At 38.8% G+C, this 24,443-nt stretch carries 20 protein-coding genes; 12 read left to right on the plus strand and 8 right to left on the minus strand.

The features are described from left to right. Positions 1-34 precede the first annotated feature (34 nt). Positions 35-1,837: a glycoside hydrolase family 15 protein gene (locus GJ691_RS18425; protein ID WP_154369653.1), complete on the minus strand. Its 1,803-nt coding sequence runs from the start codon at positions 1,835-1,837 to the stop codon at positions 35-37. Positions 1,838-1,939: 102 nt separating this feature from the next. Between GJ691_RS18425 and GJ691_RS18430 the strand changes: the two genes are divergently transcribed. The 4 genes from GJ691_RS18430 to GJ691_RS18445 all read left to right on the plus strand — a co-directional run bounded on the left by GJ691_RS18430 (position 1,940) and on the right by GJ691_RS18445 (position 8,168). Further along, entirely contained in the window at positions 1,940-4,147 is a 2,208-nt protein-coding gene (locus GJ691_RS18430) for a bifunctional alpha,alpha-trehalose-phosphate synthase (UDP-forming)/trehalose-phosphatase (RefSeq protein ID WP_154369655.1), read from the plus strand. 254 nt (positions 4,148-4,401) lie between these two features. Then, positions 4,402-5,733 (plus strand): M28 family metallopeptidase, encoded by a 1,332-nt coding sequence (locus tag GJ691_RS18435; protein WP_154369657.1) that lies wholly within the window; start codon positions 4,402-4,404, stop codon positions 5,731-5,733. 10 nt (positions 5,734-5,743) lie between these two features. Then, on the plus strand, positions 5,744-7,363 hold the full coding sequence (locus tag GJ691_RS18440) for a M1 family metallopeptidase (protein WP_154369659.1): 1,620 nt from the start codon (positions 5,744-5,746) through the stop codon (positions 7,361-7,363). 1 nt (position 7,364) lies between these two features. Continuing rightward, a complete protein-coding gene (locus GJ691_RS18445; protein ID WP_154369661.1) occupies positions 7,365-8,168 on the plus strand; it encodes a class I SAM-dependent methyltransferase in 804 nt (267 codons plus the stop codon). A gap of 105 nt (positions 8,169-8,273) precedes the next feature. Here GJ691_RS18445 and GJ691_RS18450 read toward each other — a convergent pair whose 3' ends face one another. Then, a complete protein-coding gene (locus tag GJ691_RS18450) occupies positions 8,274-8,453 on the minus strand; it encodes a hypothetical protein (protein ID WP_154369663.1) in 180 nt (59 codons plus the stop codon). Positions 8,454-8,877: 424 nt separating this feature from the next. Between GJ691_RS18450 and GJ691_RS18455 the strand changes: the two genes are divergently transcribed. Then, positions 8,878-9,255, plus strand: a complete 378-nt coding sequence (locus tag GJ691_RS18455) for a hypothetical protein (RefSeq protein WP_154369665.1) — start codon at positions 8,878-8,880, stop codon at positions 9,253-9,255. Positions 9,256-9,412: 157 nt separating this feature from the next. Here the strand turns inward: GJ691_RS18455 and GJ691_RS18460 are convergent, their stop codons facing one another. After that, a complete protein-coding gene (locus tag GJ691_RS18460) occupies positions 9,413-10,147 on the minus strand; it encodes a ThuA domain-containing protein (RefSeq protein ID WP_154369667.1) in 735 nt (244 codons plus the stop codon). A 251-nt stretch (positions 10,148-10,398) separates the two neighbouring features. Here GJ691_RS18460 and GJ691_RS18465 point away from each other — a divergent pair, with 251 nt between their 5' ends. The 7 genes from GJ691_RS18465 (at position 10,399) to GJ691_RS18495 (ending at position 20,826) form a co-directional block, all read left to right on the plus strand. Next, positions 10,399-11,166 (plus strand): CDP-alcohol phosphatidyltransferase family protein, encoded by a 768-nt coding sequence (locus GJ691_RS18465; RefSeq protein WP_154369669.1) that lies wholly within the window; start codon positions 10,399-10,401, stop codon positions 11,164-11,166. A gap of 129 nt (positions 11,167-11,295) precedes the next feature. After that, complete coding sequence (locus GJ691_RS18470) at positions 11,296-13,017, plus strand: amidohydrolase family protein (RefSeq protein ID WP_246200223.1); 1,722 nt, start codon at positions 11,296-11,298, stop codon at positions 13,015-13,017. Positions 13,018-13,130: 113 nt separating this feature from the next. Then, on the plus strand, positions 13,131-16,373 hold the full coding sequence (locus tag GJ691_RS18475) for a WD40/YVTN/BNR-like repeat-containing protein (protein WP_154369673.1): 3,243 nt from the start codon (positions 13,131-13,133) through the stop codon (positions 16,371-16,373). A 239-nt stretch (positions 16,374-16,612) separates the two neighbouring features. Continuing rightward, the gene (locus tag GJ691_RS18480; RefSeq protein ID WP_179955171.1) at positions 16,613-17,275 is read left to right on the plus strand and encodes a DUF2490 domain-containing protein; all 663 of its coding nucleotides are present in this window, start codon (positions 16,613-16,615) and stop codon (positions 17,273-17,275) included. A 65-nt stretch (positions 17,276-17,340) separates the two neighbouring features. Next, a complete protein-coding gene (locus GJ691_RS18485) occupies positions 17,341-18,558 on the plus strand; it encodes a bifunctional alpha/beta hydrolase/OsmC family protein (protein WP_154369677.1) in 1,218 nt (405 codons plus the stop codon). 191 nt (positions 18,559-18,749) lie between these two features. Continuing rightward, a complete protein-coding gene (locus tag GJ691_RS18490; protein WP_154369679.1) occupies positions 18,750-19,391 on the plus strand; it encodes a YceI family protein in 642 nt (213 codons plus the stop codon). 244 nt (positions 19,392-19,635) lie between these two features. After that, a complete protein-coding gene (locus GJ691_RS18495; RefSeq protein ID WP_154369681.1) occupies positions 19,636-20,826 on the plus strand; it encodes an LETM1-related biofilm-associated protein in 1,191 nt (396 codons plus the stop codon). Positions 20,827-20,904: 78 nt separating this feature from the next. On the opposite strand, the gene GJ691_RS18500 is transcribed toward GJ691_RS18495, so the two are convergent. The 5 genes from GJ691_RS18500 to GJ691_RS18520 form a co-directional block, all read right to left on the minus strand. After that, positions 20,905-21,660, minus strand: coding sequence for a LytR/AlgR family response regulator transcription factor (locus GJ691_RS18500; protein ID WP_154369683.1), 756 nt, complete (start codon positions 21,658-21,660; stop codon positions 20,905-20,907). 95 nt (positions 21,661-21,755) lie between these two features. After that, positions 21,756-22,088, minus strand: a complete 333-nt coding sequence (locus GJ691_RS18505) for a 2TM domain-containing protein (protein ID WP_154369685.1) — start codon at positions 22,086-22,088, stop codon at positions 21,756-21,758. Then, entirely contained in the window at positions 22,085-22,405 is a 321-nt protein-coding gene (locus tag GJ691_RS18510) for a 2TM domain-containing protein (protein ID WP_343033506.1), read from the minus strand. The genes GJ691_RS18505 and GJ691_RS18510 overlap by 4 nt, the downstream gene beginning before the upstream one ends. Further along, positions 22,405-22,710 (minus strand): 2TM domain-containing protein, encoded by a 306-nt coding sequence (locus GJ691_RS18515; RefSeq protein WP_154369688.1) that lies wholly within the window; start codon positions 22,708-22,710, stop codon positions 22,405-22,407. The genes GJ691_RS18510 and GJ691_RS18515 overlap by 1 nt, the downstream gene beginning before the upstream one ends. A gap of 116 nt (positions 22,711-22,826) precedes the next feature. Next, the gene (locus GJ691_RS18520) at positions 22,827-24,149 is read right to left on the minus strand and encodes a 2TM domain-containing protein (RefSeq protein ID WP_154369690.1); all 1,323 of its coding nucleotides are present in this window, start codon (positions 24,147-24,149) and stop codon (positions 22,827-22,829) included. Between the last annotated feature and the right edge of the window lie 294 nt (positions 24,150-24,443).

The raw sequence follows: 24,443 nt of genomic DNA on the forward strand, positions 1-24,443 counted from the left end.
AAAAAAGGGAACTAATTGATCGAGGCAATAAAAATCAATCGCGCATAGATTCCAAAATACGTTCTTCAGTTTCCTTAGTCGAGAAATTAATTGCACACTCAATCAATGCCAAATGTGAGTAGGCTTGAGGAAAGTTACCTAAAAGCCTTTTTGTCTTAAAATCAATATCCTCGCTGAACAACCCTAAATGGTTACTATAAGTCAATAGCCTTTCAAAATGTTCTTTGGCCTTTTCAACTTCACCGATTTTGAAAAGACTATTGATAAACCAGAAAGTACAAATCGTGAACGATGATGAAGGCAATCCAAAATCGTCCTCATTTTTGTACCGATACAACAACCCTTCATTGCTTAGGTCTTTTTCAATGGCTTTTACGGTACTTACGAATTTTGGATCTTTCGCATCTATAAAGCCGTAAGACTCCATCAACAATACGGAAGCATCTAAATGTGACGAACCATACGATTGGGTAAAGGCATTTACCTCATCGTTCCATGCATTCTCATAAATATCAGCTTTGATTTCCTTTTCCAGGATAAGCCATTTCTCTAATTTCCTTGTCTTTTTTAGTATTCTCGCTACTTTCACCGCCCGATCTATGGCGACCCAACAGAGCACCTTGGAAAAGGTAAAATGCCTATCCTCCGTACGGAACTCCCAGATACCTTTATCGGGCTCCCTCCAGTGTCTTGAAACAATCCAAACGATACCTTTGGTAATTCCCCATAGTTCTTCCCCATTGTCAATATCGATACTGAACTCCACCAATTGGGCATGAATGACATTCATAAGAATGCCATAGATATCATTCTGTTTTTGCTTATATGCGGCATTCCCTATTCGAACGGGCTTAGAACCTTTATAACCACTCAAATGGTCCAAGGTTTCTTCGGTCAATTTCTTTTCTTTATTGATGCCGTACATAATCTGAAGCTTTTCATCCTTGTCAGGCATCAGGTCAATAATGAACTGTAGGTAACGCTTCGCTACGTTTTTATGGCCTAAGCCTCCCATCACCCGTATTACCATAGAAGCATCACGGATCCAACAAAATCTATAGTCCCAATTCCGCACCTCGCCAATGGTTTCTGGCAATGAAGTCGTCGCTGCGGCTAAAACAGCTCCCGTCTTGTCATAACTGAGCAGTTTCAACGTAATGGCACTACGGGATATTTGTTGGTTGTATTTTTTATAAGTCGGTGTCTTGTTCGTCCAATTTAACCAATAAACCTTGGTCCGTTCAAGATCCAGATACACTTTTCTTGTTGTCGGTTGAAGGATTTTCTCATTATAACCCATAAGAAAATATCCGTTTTTCGTCAACTTGATTTCTTGTCCCTCCAAAACAGCGTTCTTATCAAAAGATGTATAGAGGAAAACCGTATCGAATTTAACGGTTTTGGTTAAGCTTACAATAAAATCATCCTTTATATAGGTTTTTGTCTCCCCTTGTGCATATTCCAATTTAGGGTTGTACAACACTTTAAAAACAGGCTTCCCTTTTATGTGTTTCACAAACCTGACCAATTCGGGTGGAGCGTGGTACTTACCGTCTTCATCATGGTAGCGGGGCATAAAATCATGGATTTCGAAAACATTCCCTTCATCGGAAAAACGAGTGATCAATACCGCTGTATTCTTCTTGTAACGTTGATTTATCGTATACTTCTCGGAAACCTTGATTTCAAAACTCCCTCCTATTTCCTCATCCAATAATTTGGCGAAGACAGATGATGAATCGAACTCTGGCAAACAGCACCATTCAATAGATCCAGTTTTCGATATTAGGGCCGCACTCCTGCAATTTCCAATAATTCCGTAATCCAAGTTATCCATATTTCAATTATCCTCTAAAAGTCTTTTATAAGTTGCTTTTGCCATGCAATTTGACGAAATTTATAGAAACAAAAGACAAATCACTTTAAAATAATCCACTTTATGGGAAAAACTATCATAATCTCAAATAGATTACCTGTACAATTACAAATTAGCAATGGAAGTATCTCTGCAATACCAAGTGTTGGGGGATTGGCGACCGGTATGAAATCGGTACATTCGGGCAGCGATAGTATTTGGATTGGATGGAGCGGTCTTACCGATGAGGATATTCCCAAAGAATTGGCTCCGCAAATAGATAAAGCCTTGGCCGAGCACGGTTCCTCAAAAGTAAACCTGACCTCAGATGAGGTAGACGGATTTTATTTTGGATTTAGCAACCGAACTATCTGGCCGCTCTTCCACTATTTTTTGGAGTATTCAGAATTTGAACTTGAAAGTTGGAATGTATATAAAGCCGTAAACCAAAAATTTGCCGATGCCATCTTGGAAAAGGCCGAAGACGATGATACCGTTTGGGTACATGATTACCAATTGATGTTGGTGCCCCAGATGGTGCGCGAAAAACGCCCGAATATCTCTATTGGTTTCTTTCTACATATTCCTTTTCCTTCGTTCGAGATTTTTAGGACCTTACCCTGGCGGGAAGAAGTGCTTGAAGGGCTGTTGGGCGCTGATTTAATCGGTTTCCATACCTATGACTATGAACGTCATTTTTTAAGTTCTGTAAGACGTCTACTGGGCCTGGAAGTAAGCTTTAATGATATTTACCAAGATAAGAGGATCATCAAGGTCGATTCTTTCCCAATGGGCATAGATTATAAAAAGTTCAGTGAAGCTGCCAAAGAGCATGAAAAGAACACAACGGAACAACAATCAGATTTACAGCAACGATTAAACAACCATAAACGTTCAACACCTGATGCCAAATTAATACTTTCGATAGACCGGTTGGACTACTCCAAGGGAATCGCCAAACGATTGAATGCCTTTGAATATTTTTTGAACAAATACCCACAATACAAAGAGAAAGTCAGATTGATCATACTGGCCGTCCCATCCAGGTCCAATGTGCCCCAATACCAATTATTGAAAAAAGAGGTAGATGAATTGATCGGGCGTATCAATGGGGACTTCTCCACGGTCAGCTGGACCCCGATTTGGTATTTCTATCGTTCCGTGCCTTTTGAGAACCTAATTGACCTATACACATCGAGTGATATCGCATGGCTAACCCCATTACGGGATGGCATGAACCTCGTAGCCAAAGAATATGTAGCTACTAGGACAGATAAGACCGGGGTACTTATTCTAAGTGAAATGGCCGGTTCCGCGAATGAGATGAACGAATCACTCTTGGTCAATCCAAATAATTTTGAACAAACGGCAGATGCTATTTATGAGGCCATAAACATGCCAAAAGAAGAACAAATTGACCGAAACACCGAGTTGCAAAAACGTTTGGAACGCTATAATGTTGAACGATGGGCCAATGATTTCATGTCATCATTAAAAGAACAAAAAGAAAGGGATGCCGCTAATGTATCCAAACGATTGACCGAACATCGATTAAGCGTTGTTTTGGATGATTTTAAGAACGCCAAGAAAAAAATGCTGTTCCTCGATTATGACGGAACACTTTCCGGTTTTCATGCAGACCCTCAAAAAGCTGGCCCTGATGAAGAACTTTATGCCCTTTTAGATGCCTTGAATGCTTTAAAGGATACGGAAGTATATTTGGTAAGTGGCCGGGACAAGGAGACCTTCACAAAATGGTTCTTACCCAAAAAATACAATATGATCGTTGAACATGGAGTATGGATTTCCCAAAACGGAGAAGACTTCAGAATGCTCGAAAATGTCAAAAACGACTGGATGGAAAAAATACGTCCCGTTTTGGAATCTTTTGTAGACAGGACACCAGGGAGTTTCATTGAAGAAAAGAACTACTCCCTTGCTTGGCATTACCGTAAGACGGACCCTGATTTCGGAAACCTTAGGGCCAATGAACTCAATACCGTTCTTACAAGTTTAATAGCCAATGATGACCTAAGTGTCCTCAACGGCAACAAGGTCATGGAAATCAAAAGCAGTAATGTGAATAAAGGGCGTGCGACCATGCGTGTTTTAGGGGAAGGTGATTATGATTTTGTACTTGCGATTGGTGATGATTGGACCGATGAATTTATGTTCCAAGAATTACCCGAAAGTACGGTGACAATAAAAGTCGGTAGACAAAATACACATGCCAAATTATTTATAGATGATATAAAATACGTTCGTAATGTACTGAAACGGTTTACCGATTAGGATACCATGTTTGTTTAAATTGTTTTTATAATTTAATTTTCATGAGTGAAACATTTTCAATACATCAATGATATTGATGTTTTTATTGATTCCGTTTCATTTTTGAAACAATCCTTTTATCCTTGATTTATAGTATTATTTAACAGCAATGGAAATGGGTGAAAATACCTCTGGCCAAAATTCATATATTAGTTACTTTTCCCTAATGACCTAATCACTCAACTTATTTCAATAAAACATCAAACTGAATTATAATGAAGAAATCATTTTATCTACTAATATTCTTACTCCCTATCTTGGTTTGTTCCCAAACGGATCAACGCATCTATGATATAATTGAGGCGGTTTCCGCAGAGCGCATAAAGGCAGATGTTACCACATTGGTCAACTTTGGAACACGCCACACCTTAAGTGATACCACTTCCCAAACAAGGGGAATCGGTGCTGCCAGAAGATGGATAAAAAGTGAGTTCGAGAATACATCTAAAGAATGTGGGGACTGCCTAGAAGTTTTTTACCAAAAAGACTTGGTTAAAAAAGGGGACAATGACCGTATAGTGCACGATGTAATGGTCGTAAACGTTGTAGCCATCCAGCGTGGGACCAAGTACCCAAACCGTTATATTATTATGAGTGGTGATATCGACTCCAGGGTGAGCGATCCAACCAATTTCACTGATGATTCCCCAGGTGCCAATGATAATGCAAGTGGTATGGCAGGTACCTTGGAAGCTGCACGCGTACTCTCCAAATACAAATTCGAGAACAGTATTATCTATGTAGGGCTATCAGGGGAAGAACAAGGACTTTATGGCGGCAAGGGTCTTGCTGCCCATGCAAAGTCAAACGGATGGGAAATCATAGGGATTTTGAACAATGATATGATCGGGAATATCAAAGGGGTCGACGGGGTTATCGATAACAGGGAATTCCGTATTTTCTCAGAACCCGTACCCCCAACAGAAACGGAAAAAGAACGAAATGCCAGGCGCTTTTATGGGGGCGAAGTTGACGGCATTTCAAGACAATTGGCGCGTTATGTGTACAAAACCACAAAAACCTATATGCCCGAGATGAATCCCATGATGGTCTATCGTTTGGATCGTTTTGGACGAGGGGGACACCACAGACCTTTCAATGATGCCGGTTTTGCAGGGATTCGTATTATGGAAGCGCATGAGAATTACACACAACAACACCAGGATATAAGAACGGAGAACGGCATTGCCTATGGAGATGTATTGGAGCATGTGAATTTTAATTACGCCCGAAAATTAACAGCCGTCAATGCAATAAACCTAGCGTCTATCGCATGGGCACCCCCAGCCCCGAGAGAAGTTAAAATAGGTGGTATCGTAGAGCCATCTGCAAGGCTTCAATGGAGTATGGTTGATGGGGCCACAAGTTATAAGGTTTATTGGAGGGACACCACTGCCCCTCAATGGGAACATAGCCGAAATGTAGGTAACTTAACCGAATTCACACTTAAGGGTATCGTAATCGATAATTCTCTTTTTGGGGTATCCTCAGTAAGTGCTGATGGCTTTGAAAGTCCCGTAGTTTTCCCGAATGCCATTATGAGATAATATATTGAGAATGAAACAAAACACAATAGTATTACTAATTGCCCTATTTTCACTTGGCCTTTCTGCCCAACAATTTACCCATCAAGATACATTAAGGGGCAGTATTACCCCGGAACGCGCTTGGTGGGATTTGAATTACTATCACTTGAATATCGAGGTTAGACCCGACCAAAAATTTATTTCAGGAAGCAACCTAATACGTTATAAAGTATTGGACGCCCAAAAAGTATTGCAAATTGACCTTCAACCTCCATTGAAGATATCTAAGGTCATCCAAGACGGAAAAAACCTAGAAGTCAATTCTATGGGCAATGCACATTTCATTACGCTAAAGAAAAAGCAAATCAAAGGTGAATACAACGAGATTGTCGTGTATTATTCGGGCCATCCCAAAGAAGCGGAGAATGCCCCTTGGGATGGTGGGTTCAGTTGGGATACCGATAATAACGGTAAGCACTTCGTCGCGACAAGTTGCCAAGGTCTTGGTGCCAGTGCATGGTGGCCCAACAAGGACCATATGTACGATGAAGTAGATAGTATGGCCATTAGCGTAAAAGTACCCAAGGGCCTTATAGATGTATCGAACGGTAGACTACGAAATGTAGATAAGGAAACAAACACCTTTCATTGGTTCGTGGCAAACCCGATCAATAATTACGGAGTAAATGTGAACATTGGCGACTATGTACATTTTGGGGAAAAATATCAAGGGGAAAAAGGCATATTGGATATGGATTATTATGTGCTACGCGATAATCTGAACAAGGCCAAAGAACAATTCAAACAAGCTCCCATGACTTTAAAGGCTTTTGAATATTGGTTCGGCCCCTACCCCTTTTATGAGGATAGTTATAAATTGGTCGAAGTACCGTACCTAGGAATGGAACACCAAAGTTCGGTAACCTATGGCAACCACTACCAAAACGGATATTTAGGAGGTGATCTATCCGCTTCAGGTTGGGGATTGCAATTTGATTATATCCTTATTCACGAATCTGGCCATGAATGGTTCGCCAATAACATAACCTATAAGGACATTGCGGATATGTGGATACACGAAAGTTTCACATGCTATTCAGAAAACCTGTATTTAGATTACCATTTTGGAACCAACGCTGCCGAAGAATACGTAATAGGACTACGAAGGAATATCAGGAACAACATTCCTATAATTGGCCCATATGGTGTAAACCAAGAGGGTTCTGGGGATATGTATTACAAGGGAGCCAATATGTTGCACACCATTCGTCAATTGGTAAATGATGATGAAAAATGGCGAAAAGTATTACGTGGACTTAATAGGGACTTTTACCACCAAACCGTTACCTCGGCCCAAATTGAGAATTATCTAATAGACCAAACCGGAATAGAACTCAGCCCAATATTTGATGAATACCTACGCACAACCATGATTCCTTCATTAGAATATACCATTACCGACAGTACCTTAAAATACAGGTATACAAATGTTGTCGATGGTTTTAAAATGCCCATAAGAATTTATATTGATGGCCAAGAACATTGGTTGACACCAAATCCCGAATGGCAGACCAAAACTTTTAAAGGGAATCTTTCCACTTTTAAGGTTGACAGGAATTTTTATGTGGAAGTTTTAAAAAATAGACCTTAAAATGGACGCAGAAAAAAATTACCTGACAATAAACAAGGAATCCTGGAATAACAAAACTGAAGTACACCTGAACTCCGAATTCTACGACCTAAAAGGTTTTATCAACGGAAAATCATCATTAAATGAAATTGAGTTGAACTTACTGGGGGATGTCAAAGGTAAATCCATACTTCACCTTCAATGCCATTTTGGACAGGATACGATTTCTTTAAGTAGACTCGGAGCCCAAGTCACCGGGGTTGATCTATCTGATAAAGCCATTGAAAAAGCAAGGGTTTTAGCAAAAGAGACAAAATCCGATGCCCGTTTTATATGTTGCGATATTTACGATTTGCCCAGTCATTTAGATCAAGAATTTGACCTCGTTTTTACCAGTTACGGCACTATTGGGTGGTTGCCCGACTTGGATAAGTGGGCCAAAATCATTTCTAGATTTCTAAAACCAAACGGAAAGTTCGTGTTTGCTGAATTCCACCCCGTGGTTTGGATGTTCGATGATGATTTTGAAAACATCAAGTATAATTACTTCAATTCAGGGGCGATCGTCGAGACAGAAAGTGGAACCTACGCTGATAAAAATGCGGATATAACCCAAGAATACGTCATGTGGAACCATGGTTTTAGCGAAGTGATCAATAGTCTTATAATAAATGGCCTCACCTTAAATTCACTGGACGAATTTGATTACTCCCCCTATAATTGCTTCAACAAGACCATTGAAATAGAACCAAAAAAGTATAGGATAAAACACCTTGACAACAAAATACCAATGGTTTATGCCCTAACCGCCACGAAAGTGAATTAGCCATTAACTTATAACAGGACTCCAAAAAATCAGATGCTACCAATTTGTTGGTTCATATAGCCCAAGAATACTATAAAAATGTTTGAATTAACGAACAGGTCTATTTCAACCTCCTTGCAACTTGTCAGCTCCATCTAACAAGCCTATCAAATCTTGGGGGTTATGTATTAAAACCGGCAGGTGTTGAGGGCATATATAAAACTCACTATCTTTATGGTAAAACTTAGTTACAGGGGTTTCGTTAGAAGATTTCTTACAAACGATACAGGTTTTGTCAGTGCTCATAATTTGTTTTTTGATGAGGCAAAGCTATTCTTTATCCGCCATTAAAAACCTAACAAATATCATGCTTTCAAAGATTGCCTTATCCATCGCTTTTTAAGCATAAGAGTGTTATGAAGAATTCGTGAAGAAAATAGCAGGTTCTCCTTTTGGTTCAATTTTCGAGTAATTTCCATTATTTTACCAAAAGTCCTACTAATTTGTATTTCTTCAACCATCAAAATGGGCGAAGTACTATGATTATTTCATTCTTTTAAATTATTCTATCAAGTTACTCACATATGTTACCATCTATTACGTTTCCATTGTAATTTCATAAGTGAGAAATGACTATTTGATTGTATAATATAAGTGCTATTGGGTTATTGTTTCCACATTCAAGCTTAGTTACTACTTATTCTTAATATATCGTGAAACACAGATTATTATGGGCTGGAAATCTGAATACAATAACGTGGAAAATATAATGGAACTGACTTTGGAAGGTGTTATGGACTTCAAGACTTTGACCGAGGCCATTTTCATAATTGTAGAATCCGCAAAAAACCATAACACAGTGAAATATTTGGCTGATTGTAGACTTGTTATGACAGAATTCGGCAGAGGTCAAATATTTGAACTTATAAATAGATTCTTTCCTGAGTGGGACATACCTATTGGTTCAATAGTCTCAATAATAGAGCCCAAAGATATAGATGCCAAAACAAAAGCGGAGTTTTATGTTTATGCGGTTAAAAAGCTGGGATGGGATGCTGATATTTTTCCAAATCGCAAAAGAGCTTTAGAATGGTTGAACAAACATTAACAACCACAGGCTTCAACATATCACATAAAAATGTTTTCCAATTTTCAATTAACCCTATCCTACAACTTTGAAAGGAATGTCAGTGACCAAGGTGTTCAATACCCGATTCACCCATATCAAAAACAAGTTGGCCAATAGCCCTTTAAAAACCCTATTTTCAATTATCACCTATGGCATAAAGGAGACCTCCCAGTATATGCTTAACGAACTTTTCTTCTTCGAAACTTTCATCTGCATGACCTGCCGCTGTGTAGAATACTCTACCTCCATCGTACTCATGATACCAGCTCATAGGATGAAAATCACCGTTTTCCCCACCTTCATACGTACTTTCATCCACCGTAATCAAAACATTCACCTTCGGGTTCAATTTCTTAAAATTATACAGTTCTTCGTTCCTGTTCCATATAGTATCAGTAAAATGTTTCGTGGCAATAAACAAATGGTCTTTAATGATAAAGTCCGCGTTTGGTGTGCCTTTAGGATGGCTCAGAAATTGACCGCCAATCATTTTAGTATACCATTCCCAATCATATTCCGTATCGGTAGCGGCATGTATGCCAACAAATCCTCCACCAGATTGAATGTAACGTTCAAAAGCAGTCTCCTGGTTTTCATTCAAAACATCCCCAGTAGTACTCAGAAAAACAATAGCTGAATATTGCGAAAGGTACTTCTCGGTAAAAAAGGTTGCATTCTTAGTAGTATCGACCTGAAAGCCATTTTCCCTTCCTAATTTTTGTATGGCCTCAATACCTTTTGGAATAGAAGCATGTTTATACCCCATGGTCTTGGAAAAAATGAGGACCTTAGGTTTATCACCCCTTTTATTAGCGCAACCCATATTCATAAAAACAATTGTTACTATGATTAAGAACAGTATATTTCTCATTGATTAACCTTATCTTTAATATATTCTAAATACCCATAAATATAGGCATTGCAATAAGCTTGGACACTATAAGGTGTGATATAAATCCTGATAATGGCCATAAAATATCATCCAAACCTCAATGCTATAATTATATATTTTAAAAGAAGAGATAAAACATGCTGCATTAGGGAATTTCGTAACAAATCCTTAACTCACTGAATTACAAAATAAAAAAGTTATCAGACCAATTCAATAAACAAAGAATTTATATGTCTAAATTGCCCAAAGCAGACCAATTTCTAGATCTATCTGATTATGGGCGACCAATAGCCATGACCATCGCTAAAATATTCAAAAATACGGCGGTTACCCCTATACATTTGACCATCGCCTTTTTTATTTCAGGAATCATTGCCCTAATTTGTATTCTCGAACATGAATATGTTGCATCCTTTTTTCTCCTGATTACCAAATCAATTTTGGATGCCGCTGATGGGGAACTGGCACGAATTAAAAACACCCCTTCTTATGTGGGTAGATATTTTGATTCTATCGCCGACTTTGTGTTGAATTTCATGCTCATATTCACCATTGGACACTTAGAGGAAATTCATTGGATCTATATGCTATCGGCATTTATAGGGTTAGAACTTCAAGGCACCCTATATAATTATTACTATGTAATTTTAAGGAACAAATATAAGGGTGACACTACAAGCCGAATCTTTGAGATTACGGCTCCCGTTGCCATGAAGGGGGAAAAACAAACTTGGGTGAACTTTTTTTTTAACACCTATCTATTGCTTTACGGGGTTTTCGATAAAATCGTTTATTGGCTCGATCCTAAAGCACCATACAGCGAAAAATGGCCCAAATGGTTCATGACAGCTATATCGACTTTTGGACTGGGCTTTCAATTGCTTGTTATTGGCCTGTTCTTGGTTTTAGGATGGATCCGGTTCGTCATCCCATTTTTTATTGGTTACTCTGTATTGATTTTTGTTTTTATCCTTGTTCGAAAGGCAATTAACAGGTGATTTTTTTGAGACATCTTAAGTGGAATTATAATTTTCACATTTATTGTTCTTTTTACCTTTTACTATTACAGTGTAAAAAAACACAAGCTCTTTTTTAAATTTTAACGAAACAGCCCTAATTTTATGACCATGGGAAAATATGTACTTTTCGTATTCGCGTTATTGTTTCTTGCTTGCACCAACCAACCTGAAAAAGGAACCATTATCATCAATGTCAATGTTCTTGACGTTGCTACAGGCGAAATGTGGGAGCATCTTGATGTGGTTATTGATTCCGGTATGATCAAAAGCATTACTGACCATAAAGAAAATCTCGCACAATATGAAAATATGGTGTTGGGCAAAGGAAAATATTTAATGCCGGGACTTACCGAAATGCACGCCCATATTCCCCATCCTTCAGAAAACAATGAGCAAATTGAAGATGTGCTCTTCCTTTATCTCGCAAATGGCATCACCACGGTACGAGGAATGTTGGGGCACCCAACCCACTTGGTTTTGCGAAGCAATACTGAATCGGGCGAACTATTAAGTCCAAGGATTTTTACCTCGAGCCCTTCTTTAAATGGCAATTCAGTTACATCTATCAAAGAAGCTGTACATGCAGTAGAAACATATAAAAAAGATGGGTACGATTTTTTAAAAATACATCCGGGAATTAAGAATGAAGTATTTGATGAAATCGTTAAAACCGCCCATCAAGTTCATATTCCTTTTGCAGGGCACGTTCCTGTTGATGTCGGCATTGATAATGCCTTAAAAAGTAAATACGCTTCCATTGACCATATTGACGGTTTTTTGGAAGGATTGGTACCTGAATCGGCCCATGTAAATCCTGAAGAAAACGGTTTTTTCGGATATGATTTTGTTCCTTTGGCCGATACGACTAAAATTGATGGACTTGTGGCCTTAGCGAAAGAGAACAAGGTTTGGACGGTACCTACCCAAAGCCTTTTCGAACTATGGTTCTCCCCCATTCCCGCTGATGAACTCTTGCATCAACCAGAGATGCGTTACATGCCTATTGAGACTTTGACCGAGTGGTCCAAACGCAAAAACGCCATAATAGACCCCTCCACAGGATTCAATGAAAAGCAATGGGAAAAATTCGATGACATTCGTAAACAGCTCATCTTTAAACTACAAAAAAATGGTTATGGGATGCTTTTGGGTTCCGATGCCCCTCAAGTTTTCAATGTTCCCGGTTTTTCCATTCATCGTGAGATAGATGGATTGTTGGCTGCCGGACTTACACCTTTGGAGATTATACAATCCGGCACCATAAATCCCGCTAAATATTTTAATAAAGAAAATGTTTTTGGTCAAGTAAAGGAAGGACTTGAAGCCGATTTGATACTTTTAAATGCAAATCCTCTCGAAAACTTGGACAACCTACAAGAGCTTTCCGCCGTTTTCCGTAAGGGTCGATTTATCCCGAAAGTGGAAATCAATAAACGACTTGCCGCAATAGCAACAAAAAACGGACATGCTTCAACAAGTAAAACATCAACCGAAAAACTAAACGACCAACTCCTAGGGCAATGGAAATACTACAGTCGAAAAGGTAAAAAACCGGCCCCTTCAGCCACCTTCGACCGTATAAAAACCATTGCGAACGGTTATTGGTCCATGACCGAGACGAATATCCTTACCAACAAAATGGATTCTTACCAAGGAGGTAACTATGTCCTGAACGATTCCATTTATTCAGAAACCACGACTTTCTCTAACAGCAGTAGTTTATACCTTTTGGGCGAAACGCGGTCTTTTGGATTGGAAGTAAAAGGGGACACCCTGATTCTGACAGGTACCAACAATGACAATAATGAAGTTTGGACACGGGTGGAATAGCCTGATCGACCACTACTTGGGAAACGATATTTATCGAATTCATTAACAACCATTTAAGAAATTACCGACAGGATTTATTTATATTTACGGGACTAATTAACTCACCAAAACCAATGAAAAAAACGCTTTCCCTAGTGATGCTTTTAGCATCCATTTCGCTATTTGCCCAAGATTTTAAAATGGACCTTGTCCAAGACCTAAAACCCAGAAACATTGGCCCCGCAGGTATGAGTGGGCGAGTTACCGCAATAGATGTAGTGCAGAAATCGCCCGATGTCATGTATGTAGGTACGGCATCTGGCGGACTTTGGAAATCGACCTCCGGAGGTATAAAATGGGAGCCCATTTTTGACAAAGAAGTTACTGCTTCAGTAGGGGCGGTTGCTATTCAGCAATCCAATCCCTCTGTGATTTGGGTAGGCACCGGAGAAGGTAACCCCCGAAATAGTTTAAACGGTGGTTATGGTATTTATAAATCTTTGGATGGAGGTAAATCCTGGAAATCCATGGGACTTGAAAAAACCCGACACATCCATCGAATAAAAATAGACCCAATGGATCCCAATACCGTTTACGTTGGGGCAATAGGTTCCCCATGGGGCGAGCACCCGGAAAGAGGCGTATACAAAACAACCAATGGTGGGGAAACCTGGGAAAAGATTCTTTTCGTAAATAACAAAACAGGGGTTGCAGATCTCATCATGGACCCAACCAACCCCAATAAATTGATCGCAGCCATGTGGGAACATAAAAGGGACCCATGGTTCTTTAAGTCAGGTGGCGAAGGCAGTGGACTTTACATGACCCATGACGGAGGAAAAAACTGGAAGAAACTATCGGAGGAAGACGGACTTCCCCCAGGGGAATTGGGCCGAATCGGTATAGCCATTGCCCCAAGTAAACCCAATATCGTATATGCATTGATCGAATCAAAAAAGAACGCTCTCTATAAATCGGAAGATGGCGGATTCAAATGGGAAAAAATCAATGATAAGCAAGACATAGGTAATCGCCCCTTCTACTATTCCGAAATTTACGTAGATCCCCAGAACGAAAATAGGGTCTATTCGGTTTTTACGTATGTCAATGTTTCTGAAGATGGGGGTAAGAACTTTTCCCAGCTAATGCCTGCCTATAATGCCACCAATGGTGTACATCCCGATCACCACGCATGGTGGATTCACCCTGACAACGGACAGTTTATGCTAAATGGAAATGATGGTGGGCTGAACATTAGTAAAGATGGCGGTAAAACCTGGCGTTTTATTGGCAATTTACCCGTTGCCCAATTTTACCATATAAACACTGATAATGAATTCCCTTATAACGTATATGGGGGAATGCAGGATAATGGATCGTGGAGAGGTCCTGCATATGTATGGAAAGCGCAGGGAATCAGAAATAGTTATTGGCAAGAAATAGCATTTGGTGATGGCTTTGACGTAGTACCTGACAAAGATGATTCCAGATACGGTTATGCCATGAGCCAACAAGGATATGTATCCAGATATGATTGGCAAACAGGTAATAATTATATCGTACGCCCTACTCCACCAGATGCCGAAACCAAACTTAGATTCAACTGGAATTCAGGTATTGGTCAAGACCCATTTAACAATAGTACCGTTTATTTCGGTAGTCAATTTGTACATAAAAGCACCGATAAAGGACTAACATGGAAAGTTATTTCCCCAGATTTGACCACCAATGACCCGGAAAAACAAAAGCAATCGGAAAGTGGTGGGCTTACCATGGATGCCACAGGTGCCGAGAACCATTGTACTATTTTAGTGATTGAACCATCAACGCTGGAAAAAGACATGCTTTGGGTAGGAACCGATGATGGGCGCGTACATTACACTCAAAATGGAGGTGCCAATTGGACCGAGGTTACCCAAAACATAAAAGGCTTACCTAAAGGGAGTTGGGTGGCACAAATTAAAGCATCGAACAAAAATAAAGGCGAAGCTTTATTAATCGCCAACGACTACAGACGGTTCAATTACACGCCCTATGCGTATCGCACCAAAAACTATGGAAAAACCTGGGAGCGCATTGTAGATGCCACCGATGTAGATAGCTATACCCTTTCTATTATAGAAGATATAGAAAACCCTAATCTAATGTTCCTGGGTACGGATGACGGACTATATATTTCTTTAAATGCCGGGGAAAAGTGGCAAAAATGGACTGAAGGATTCCCAACGGTCTCTACAAAAGATTTGGTTATTCAACCAAGGGAACACGATTTGGTCATCGGAACCTTTGGTCGTGCTGCATGGGTGTTGGATGATATTCGACCATTGCGAGCCATTACGGCCGATAAATCCATTTTACAGAAAGATATCAAAATCTTCAGTCCACCCACGGCCTACCAAGCGGCTTACCAACAACCAACTGGGAGCAGATTTGGTGCCGACGCCCTTTACAATGCCGAAAACAGGAAAGAAGGGGCCATGATCACTTATTATTTGAAGGAAGGAAAGGAAAAATCGCCCGAGAAAAACAAAGATGATGATGCTGTTGAAAAAGAAATGGACAAGACCGATATAGCCCCAGGGACAGAAACCGCAAAGAAAAAGTTGAGCGGTGTACATAAAAAAGACTCTATTATGTTCCAGTTTTATGATGGGGATAGATTAATTCGCACCATTAAGACGAAAACCCCTGAAAAGGCAGGTTTTCATCGTATTTACTGGGAAATGGATGAAAAAGGAAGTGACAGACCTTCTAGAAAAATCCCTAAAAACAAGAATGAGCGTGGTGGAACCAATGTAAAACCCGGAACCTATAAAGTCAAGGTCACTTACGGGGAAATGACCGATGATACCATGATCGAAGTAAAATCCGATCCAAGGTTAAACGTTTCAACAACATCAATCAATGAAGTCTATGAAGCTTCAAAAAAGCTGGAATCCTTCACCCAAACTGCAGCAGATGCCGTAAAACAATTGGTCGAAAGTAAAACCGTGGCCGATAAGTATCAAAAAGAATTCAAAGAGCTCGACGAGGAAAAATACAAAGATCAAATAAAAGCCTCAAAGGACATAAAAAAGGCGATAGACAGCATCATTGCACTATATTTAGGCAAGGAAGATAAAAGACAAGGTATCACCAGAAATCCTGAGATAACCGTAATGCAGCGTATAGGTAACGCCAGTCGCTATGTGCGTACCCGTAAGAACGGAATTACGGCTACCGAAAACCAAATGATCCAATTTGCGGCCGACGAGCTTACATCAGCGTTGCAAAAAACCAATGCGTTCTTCAATGAAAAATGGAAACCTTATAGGGAAGAAATTGAAAAACAAGATGTTAGTCCGTTCAAAGAAACAAAAACTTTCAGTCTGGATTAACAACCCCTCTCCCCAAAAAAACAGAAACCCCTCTTCCGAAAAAGAGGGGTTTTTTAATGCTTAAACATGCAATTTTGATTTGGTTCAAAAAAGATTGATCAATTTGGTTAAAATTGACTTTTATCAGTTTTTCCCTCTAAACACCAAAGTACATTTGCAGCTTCCAATTTTGTCTCTGTATTTTCTGCATACATAGACACTGCGAAACCAAAACTTTATCAACCATAAAAATGACCATCATGAAGAGGGGCATCTTACTATTTTATTTACTTTTCTCATCAATTTTAAGTTCCCAAAGCAAAGATGAATGGGGATCATGGATCATGTTGTATGGGGATAATGAGATTTCAAAAAATCTTGATATTGTTACGGAATTCAGATTACACCATTATGAAATATTCGATGTTTTGGACAACCAATTTTATAAAATAGGACTTGGTTACCGAATAACACCGGAAGTTTCGGTAGGTGCGGGTTATGTTCACCATTATTCCGAAACACGAACGAGTATCAGTACTTCCGAGAACCGACCATATGAAGAAATATGTCTTAAAAGGAAAATAAAGAAATTGAGCATATCTAACCGTTATCGATTGGAACACCGTTGGATAAACAATGATGGGGTCACCGATTTCATCAATAGAATGCGATATAGATTACAGGTCACCCACCCTTTAGGTGCCAACTTTTATATCAAGGTCTTTGATGAGGTTTTTTTGAATCTAGAACAAACCATATTCAATCAAAACCGTTTGCATGGCGGAATCGGCTATACCTTTTCCCCTGATTTTAAGGTTGAATTGGGTTATGTGAAAAACCATTTCAATACGCATATGGATGATATCCTTAGAATCGGAATCCTGTTCAAGACCCATCTCCGAAAAAAAACGAACACACTTTAAAACATTCTGATTAAGTATTTCCGGTATTTATCGACTTATTGAAAATATCACTAAACTTGAACGGAATGAATCTGCAAAAATTAGTTTTCAAAAACGAAGAAGGAAAATCATTGGTCGGTAGGTTAGAACTACCAGCCAGGCAACAACCTCATAACTTTGCGATTTTTGCACATTGTTTCACTTGTAATAAAAACCTAACTGCGATACGTAATATCAGTAAGGCCCTAACGGCGAACGGTTTTGGTATCCTTAGGTTCGATTTTACCGGATTGGGTGAAAGTGAAGGTGATTTTGCCGATACCAATTTTTCCGGCAACGTTCAAGATCTAATTGCCGCAGCTGACCATTTAACTACCCATTACCAAGCTCCCACCCTATTGATCGGCCATTCTTTAGGTGGTGCTGCAGCAATTTTCGCTGCGGCCCGAATAACAAGTATTGAGGCAGTGGCCACCATAGGGGCCCCATCGGATCCCAAACACGTAAAGCACCTTCTTCGAAGTGGTCTGGAAGAAATTGAACAAAATGGAAAAGCTTTGGTAAATATTGGCGGAAGGGATTTCACGATTAAAAAGCAATTTTTAGAAGACCTACAAAAAAACACCCTTTCCACAACGGTTAAAAATATGCGTAAAGCCCTTCTGGTCATGCATTCACCACAGGACATGACCGTTGGCATTAAGAACGCCGAGGAGATTTATAGAGCGGCTCACCATCCAAAAAGTTTCGTTTCGTTAGATAGTGCCGACCATTTACTAATGAAAAAAAGAGATTCCCAATATGTTGGGGAGATGATAGCCGGTTGGGCAAAAAGATACCTGAAAATCGATGATGAAGAACACCTAATAGAAAGCGACCATCAGGTTATGGCCAGTCTGGATTTTGAAGACGGATTTACGACCCGTATGAAAGTAGGCAACCATTACCTAACCGCCGATGAACCTGTAAGCTTTGGCGGCAACGATTTTGGTCCGTCACCTTATGAATTGGTCTCTGCAGGATTATCGGCCTGCACGGCGATGACCCTTCAAATGTATGCAAAGCGCAAAAAATGGAATATAGAAAATGTTGAAGTACACACATCATACAGCAAAACCCATGTAAAGGATTGTGAGAATTGTGAATCATCCAATGCTAAAATCGATACTTTTCGGCGTGAAATTAAAATAACAGGGAGCCTAGACGACAAACAACTTGATAGATTACTTCAAATAGCGGACAAATGCCCGGTACATAAAACCCTTCATAATGAAGTAAATGTATTGACCCATCTTATTAAATAATCATGCGTTCAACATGGTATTTCAGAGACTTTTCAATACCAGAACATAAAAACATGTTTATAAATCAAATGTCAGTATCAAGAATTATTATCCATTAAGACCGTATTTTTTTTCATTTATCTTTATTATTGCATCAAATGTCTAAATAGGCAAAGTATTATCCTATTCATTCTAATCTAAAATCCATAATCATGAAAAGAATCAATTTAATTACCCTAGGCTTACTTTTGATCTTAGGTTTTAGTTGCAAACAAGCAAAGAAAGAAAATACTGAACAACAGAAGGAAACTAAAGAAATCGTAGGCGATTCATATTCCATTATCAGCGATTCTACCAAAGTAAGCTTTACTGCATATAAAACTACAGCCAAAGTTCCCGTTGGCGGTCAATTCAAGAATATTGACATATCGAATGCAAAAGAAGGTAGCACACCTTTAGAGGCGCTAAACGGTATAGAATTCAGTATCCCCGTAAGTAGCCTGTTTACCAATGACGCTACCGGTACTAGGGATCCGAAGATATTGGAGTTCTTTTTTGGGGCAATGAACAACACCGAACTTATTTCGGGAACTTTCAAGACCTCGGCCGACAATAAATGTTCCATAGATGTGACTTTAAACGGTGAAACCGCCAATATTCCCTTGGAATATACTATGGACTCTGAAAACAGCATCACCTTTAAAGGGGAAATGGAATTGGAAAATTGGAATGCCCTGGATGCCGTTGCATCTATCAACAAGGCTTGTAAAGAATTACATACGGGTACCGATGGGGTAAGCAAAACATGGAGCGATGTTGCCGTACAGGCAAAGGTCCTACTTCAAAAAAATTAATTTTACATAAAGGATTCCTTCATTCAGGATTACCTAGAACATATTGAACCATAAATGAATAGCTGCCTTAGGGCGGCTATTTTTTTATGCATTATCGAATAGTGCCCCAATTAATACAATAGGTTAGCGAATCGTAAATTTAGCGACTGGATTTTACCAAAGCGACAATTAAATTTTGAAAAGCCCTAAAGACACATTAAATGTCCTATAATTTGTTTTATTTTGAAGCCTAAATAAGCAAACCATGAACCCGTCTTCCTCAGGTTGGATAGATAAATTCGGATACCTCACCAGAGACCAGGAGGACAGCTATCAGGATTACAAAGACCTGTATGCTGCCTTAAAAAATACTGGGTTCGTTTATGGGTTGAATATAAAAATACCTCGCTTCATTGATCCCGAACACAAACTATCTGAAGACGAAAAGGCGAAAATAAACTTATTGGCCGCACTGTATTTCACTTTTAGATACGAGAAAAAGAGCACTGATTTCGAAAATTTTCTTCATATAGTATTTCAATTCTATCAAGATTTGGGACTTAACCAAATCTCATTTCTAAAAAAATTATTCGTAGGGAACAAGACATCCGACCAATTGGAAAAATTAATCGATACAAGGGTTTATTTGGATGATAATGTAATCAGCAAGACGTTCAATAGCATCATTACAAATTCGTTGTTGTACATAGATGTATTGACGTTTAAGAGGTACTTGAAAGATACCAAGGATATAAAATCGTTCGCCGAGAATTTTGAAAACACGGCGATGAACGTCATTTACCACACATTGAACTCTAAAGAGGACAATAAAAATGACCATAAACTTGCACATTTGTTCGAGGCTTCGTTAACTTTCATTGATAGCGAAACACATACTTTTGATGGTAATTATCGTGATAAACTGCAAAAAGGGCTTACCAAAATCGAAAACCAATACTTGTTGGATCTTGCCGCTTTGACCATTTGGGAAGATCATTCTATCGATTATCTGGAATCGGAATTCATCTATGAATTTGGAAAAGACCTAGGGTTTTCTAAAAATGAGGTAGCCTCAACGTTGGATGATATTTCAGTTTTTTTTGATAAAAATTTCAAGATAATTCCCCATCTAAAAGACCATAATCTTGCCTCGAAGTTTTACGACAGTATGGCAAGGGTGGTCAATAAATTGATTTTAAGAAACAGTAAAAGACTACAAAAAGAACTTTCTGAAAGTAAGGAATTGGTTGCCCTGATTTCCAAATCGACCATCAAGGACCTGACTGCGGAAGAAAAGAAAAAAGTACAAAGTCAATTATTGGATATCTTTAAAAGCATACCTTCATTGGCCATTTTCATGCTTCCTGGCGGAGCGGTTCTATTGCCGATTTTCATTAAATTGATTCCAAAATTACTACCTTCCTCTTTTGATGAAAATCGTATTGAAAAACCATGATACCGAATGGTATTTTGCTACTATAAGAAAAATCTATTAAATAATCTATATAATTGTAATTCAACCTTATAACTCCACTTACTCCAACCACAACTTGAAGTCTCGAACCCTTTCACGACTTACGATGATTTCTTGGTCAATATAGCGATTTAATTTGATTTTAAGCCGTGAATTGGTGTATGCGACAATATCATTGATGTGGTTTATGTTCACATAGAACTTTCGGCTCACCCGAAAGAAAACCCTTGGTTCCAAATCAACCTCAAGGTTTTCCAAAGTGGTATCCAATAAATAATTCCTACCATCAGAGGTAGCTGCATAGGTGCCTTTATTTTCACTGTAAAAACACTCTACCTCATCGGCATTTATTATTTTCAAATGCTGCCCTACCCTAGTCGTGAATCTTTTTTTATACTCCCGCTCAATCGGGTTGACCAATAATTTTTTAATGTCCTCGAAATCCAAGGTCAGTTTTTGGGAAGCAGGTTTAACTGATCTATATTTCTTTACTGCATTCTCTAGCTCATCATCATCAATAGGTTTCAATAAATAGTCTATACTGTTCAATTTAAATGCCTGCAATGCATATTCATCATAGGCCGTTGTAAAGATTATGGCACTGTTCACTTCTACCACTTCGAAAATCTCGAACGATAGTCCGTCTGAAAGCTGAATATCCAAAAAAATAAGGTCGGGGTGTTCATTCTCCTGAAACCAAGCTATCGATTCCTCTACGGAATGAAGCATTGTGGACGTCTCTACGCCCAATTCCGCCAACTGCCTACTTAATCTTCGTGCACTAGGTTTTTCGTCCTCTATGATGATGGTTCTCATATTTGATTTGTGGTAAATGGTTTATTGCAAAAATATAATTGGTTTCAATATTGGAATTGTTTGTTGCCACTGTATAAGGACAACTGTTCTCTATTCTACTTTTCTTCTCCTAGATACTTCTGAATCTGTCTTTTTTCCCAGCTCTTAAGGATATTCGTTTTGAACACAAACAACCTTAATCCCATAACAAGAAGCACCAATCCCCATATTATGGGTATTGCAAGTATATTCAATTCCATCCATTGCAGAACATTTTTATCTTCAACCCCTTTTTCAATGAAAATTTCTAATACCCTTCCTTTGAAAATCAATATCAATAGGGTTATGATTACGAATTTAATTACATGAAAATAAAACCCCTTGATGTCATCTACCCGCTTTTTGGCCTTTACATATTTTTCAACGCTGTTGGTTTTATTTTCCATCATCTATACTTATCAGCTTCCTTTTTGTCTTTATCCATATACTTCTGGATTTGTCTTTTCTCCCAATCCTTTCCGAAAAAAGGATTGTACGAAAAAACCTTTACACCATGGAAAAATACCCCGATACCCCAGAAAAACCAAACTGCGAACGTTCCAAAGTCCCAAAATGCCTCTCCGAATGTCTCTCCATCCCCCAAATTACGAACGATCTTCATTGTAGAGATAAACGTATTTACCAGGATATAAACGGCAAGGTGAATATAAAACCCCTTAAGTTCCTCTACCCGCTTTTTTGCACGGTCTAATTTGTTGTTCTCCATTACTTCCATCTTTTTTGTTGTTTTCCGTCTTCTTGCATGTACTCCTTGATCTTACGCTCTTCCCAGTTGCGACCGAAAAGTGGGTTTAGGTCAAACACTTTAAAGGCATGGAAGACCAATCCTATTCCCCAACCGAAGGCTGCCCAAAGAAACCAAGGGTATCTCCACTCATCGGTCCAATAGTTTATTGCCGCCAAAAATCCAACAAAGAAAATATATGACATTAAACTGGTATAGAACTTCTTAATGGCCTCTACCTTATCCTTTGCTCTAAAATACTTGTTTTCGTTTTCCGATGTTTCCATAATGCTGTTGGTTTGTTTTGAATTACTATTTTATTGATAACCCAAAAGTACGTTCGACATGCTTTCTTTCTAAATGTTCATTACCCAATTGTTGTTTTTACGGGATGGATTGTCATTTAAAAATCATCATCATCCATAAACTGCCTAAGTTTTTTTTCTTCCCAAGATTTTCCCCATAACGGGTTATAACCAAAAACCTCCATCCCATGTATGGCTACTCCGAAACCCCATCCTATGGTCGGGAAGATTATCCATGGAAATCCTGTGGTATTGTAATTAAGGATTGCCAAACATGGGATTACAATACAGTATGCTGCCAGGTTCCCATAAAATCCTTTAAGTTTTTCTACGTGCTCTTTGGCCTTTTCATATCTTTTGTCATGAATATATGTCTGTTGTGTTTCCATAATCGTAATTTGTTTTGTTAAGATAGGTAGCTTCACTTTAAATTCGTTTTGGGTTTTTGAAATCTCTACTTCCCTATCGGTTAATATTCCGTAACGTTGATGGATATTGTGCAATCCTACCCCACTACTCTTTTTTACTACTTGTTTTTCCTGTAGGTTATTATTGACCACTAGCATACCTTCTTCCTCGTAAACTTTGATATGTAATGGTTTTGAGGAAGTAACCACATTGTGCTTTACCGCATTCTCCAATAAAAGCTGTAAGGATAACGGAACGATCTTAGCTTCCGGATTGCGGCTTTGCTCAGGAATATCGAAATGAATACTATCTTCAAATCGCATTTTCAAAAGCTTCACATAGGTCCTGGCAAATTGAAATTCCTCATCAACGGAAACCAGATCCTTATTCTTTTGCTCAAGTACATAACGATATACTTTGGACAATGCCGTTGTGAACTTTTGTGCCTGGATGGGATCTTCCTCGATCAAACTGGTCAATACGTTCAAACTATTAAAAAGAAAATGCGGATCCAATTGGTTCTTTAACGCATCGAATTTGGCCGAAGCCGTACCGGCTATAATCTTCTGTTCTTTGACCTTATTCTCTTGTAACGCCCTGAAAAAGTAAAAGGCGTGAAAAAAAAGAGATACCACCAATGCTATTGCCAATGCAATTAAATAATATGCTGGTCTTTCCCCCGCAAAAAACTGCTCCAACGTTTTCCCATAAACCCCAATGGACAGTAATAATCGTAAAACCCCAAAAGCCAGGACCGTTAGGAAAATAGATCCTAAGGCACCGAACCAAAGTCTTTTTTGTGTCTGTGTTTCCCAACTATATTTCTTAGAGATATAGGAACTGAAATAAGCATTGACCAAAGTCAATGAAAAGGCAAACAAAAAATTTATTCCAACATATTCCAATTGTTGGTTCCAATCAAAGGGTTGGCTCCAAAAAATGATACGGGAACCTATGGCTATAACCACCGTAATTATTATACTTATTCTCAATAATTTTAAAAACTGCTTCATATTTCGTTTTACGATTCTTATTCAGTATTACAAGTTTCTCGTTCTTCTATTTGAAATCAACAAACCACTCTGGCTTAAAATTAGCAAAAAGTTCCATGGTATGTCCGCCATCGCAATCAAACCTATGAACTATTCAGGAGGGGCCCTTCTTCATAATTAATTGATAACCGTAAAATTGAGACTATGAACTGAATTTTCGTAAAAACAACTACCCAATCGTCAAAATTTTATGATGAAATGCAAAATAACCATTGTTTATGTGTATTACTAAAGCTGATAAACCAACCAAGACCG

Origin of the sequence: Maribacter luteus (genome assembly GCF_009674825.1) — a bacterium.
In the GTDB taxonomy this organism is placed as follows: Bacteria; Bacteroidota; Bacteroidia; order Flavobacteriales; family Flavobacteriaceae; genus Maribacter_A; species Maribacter_A luteus.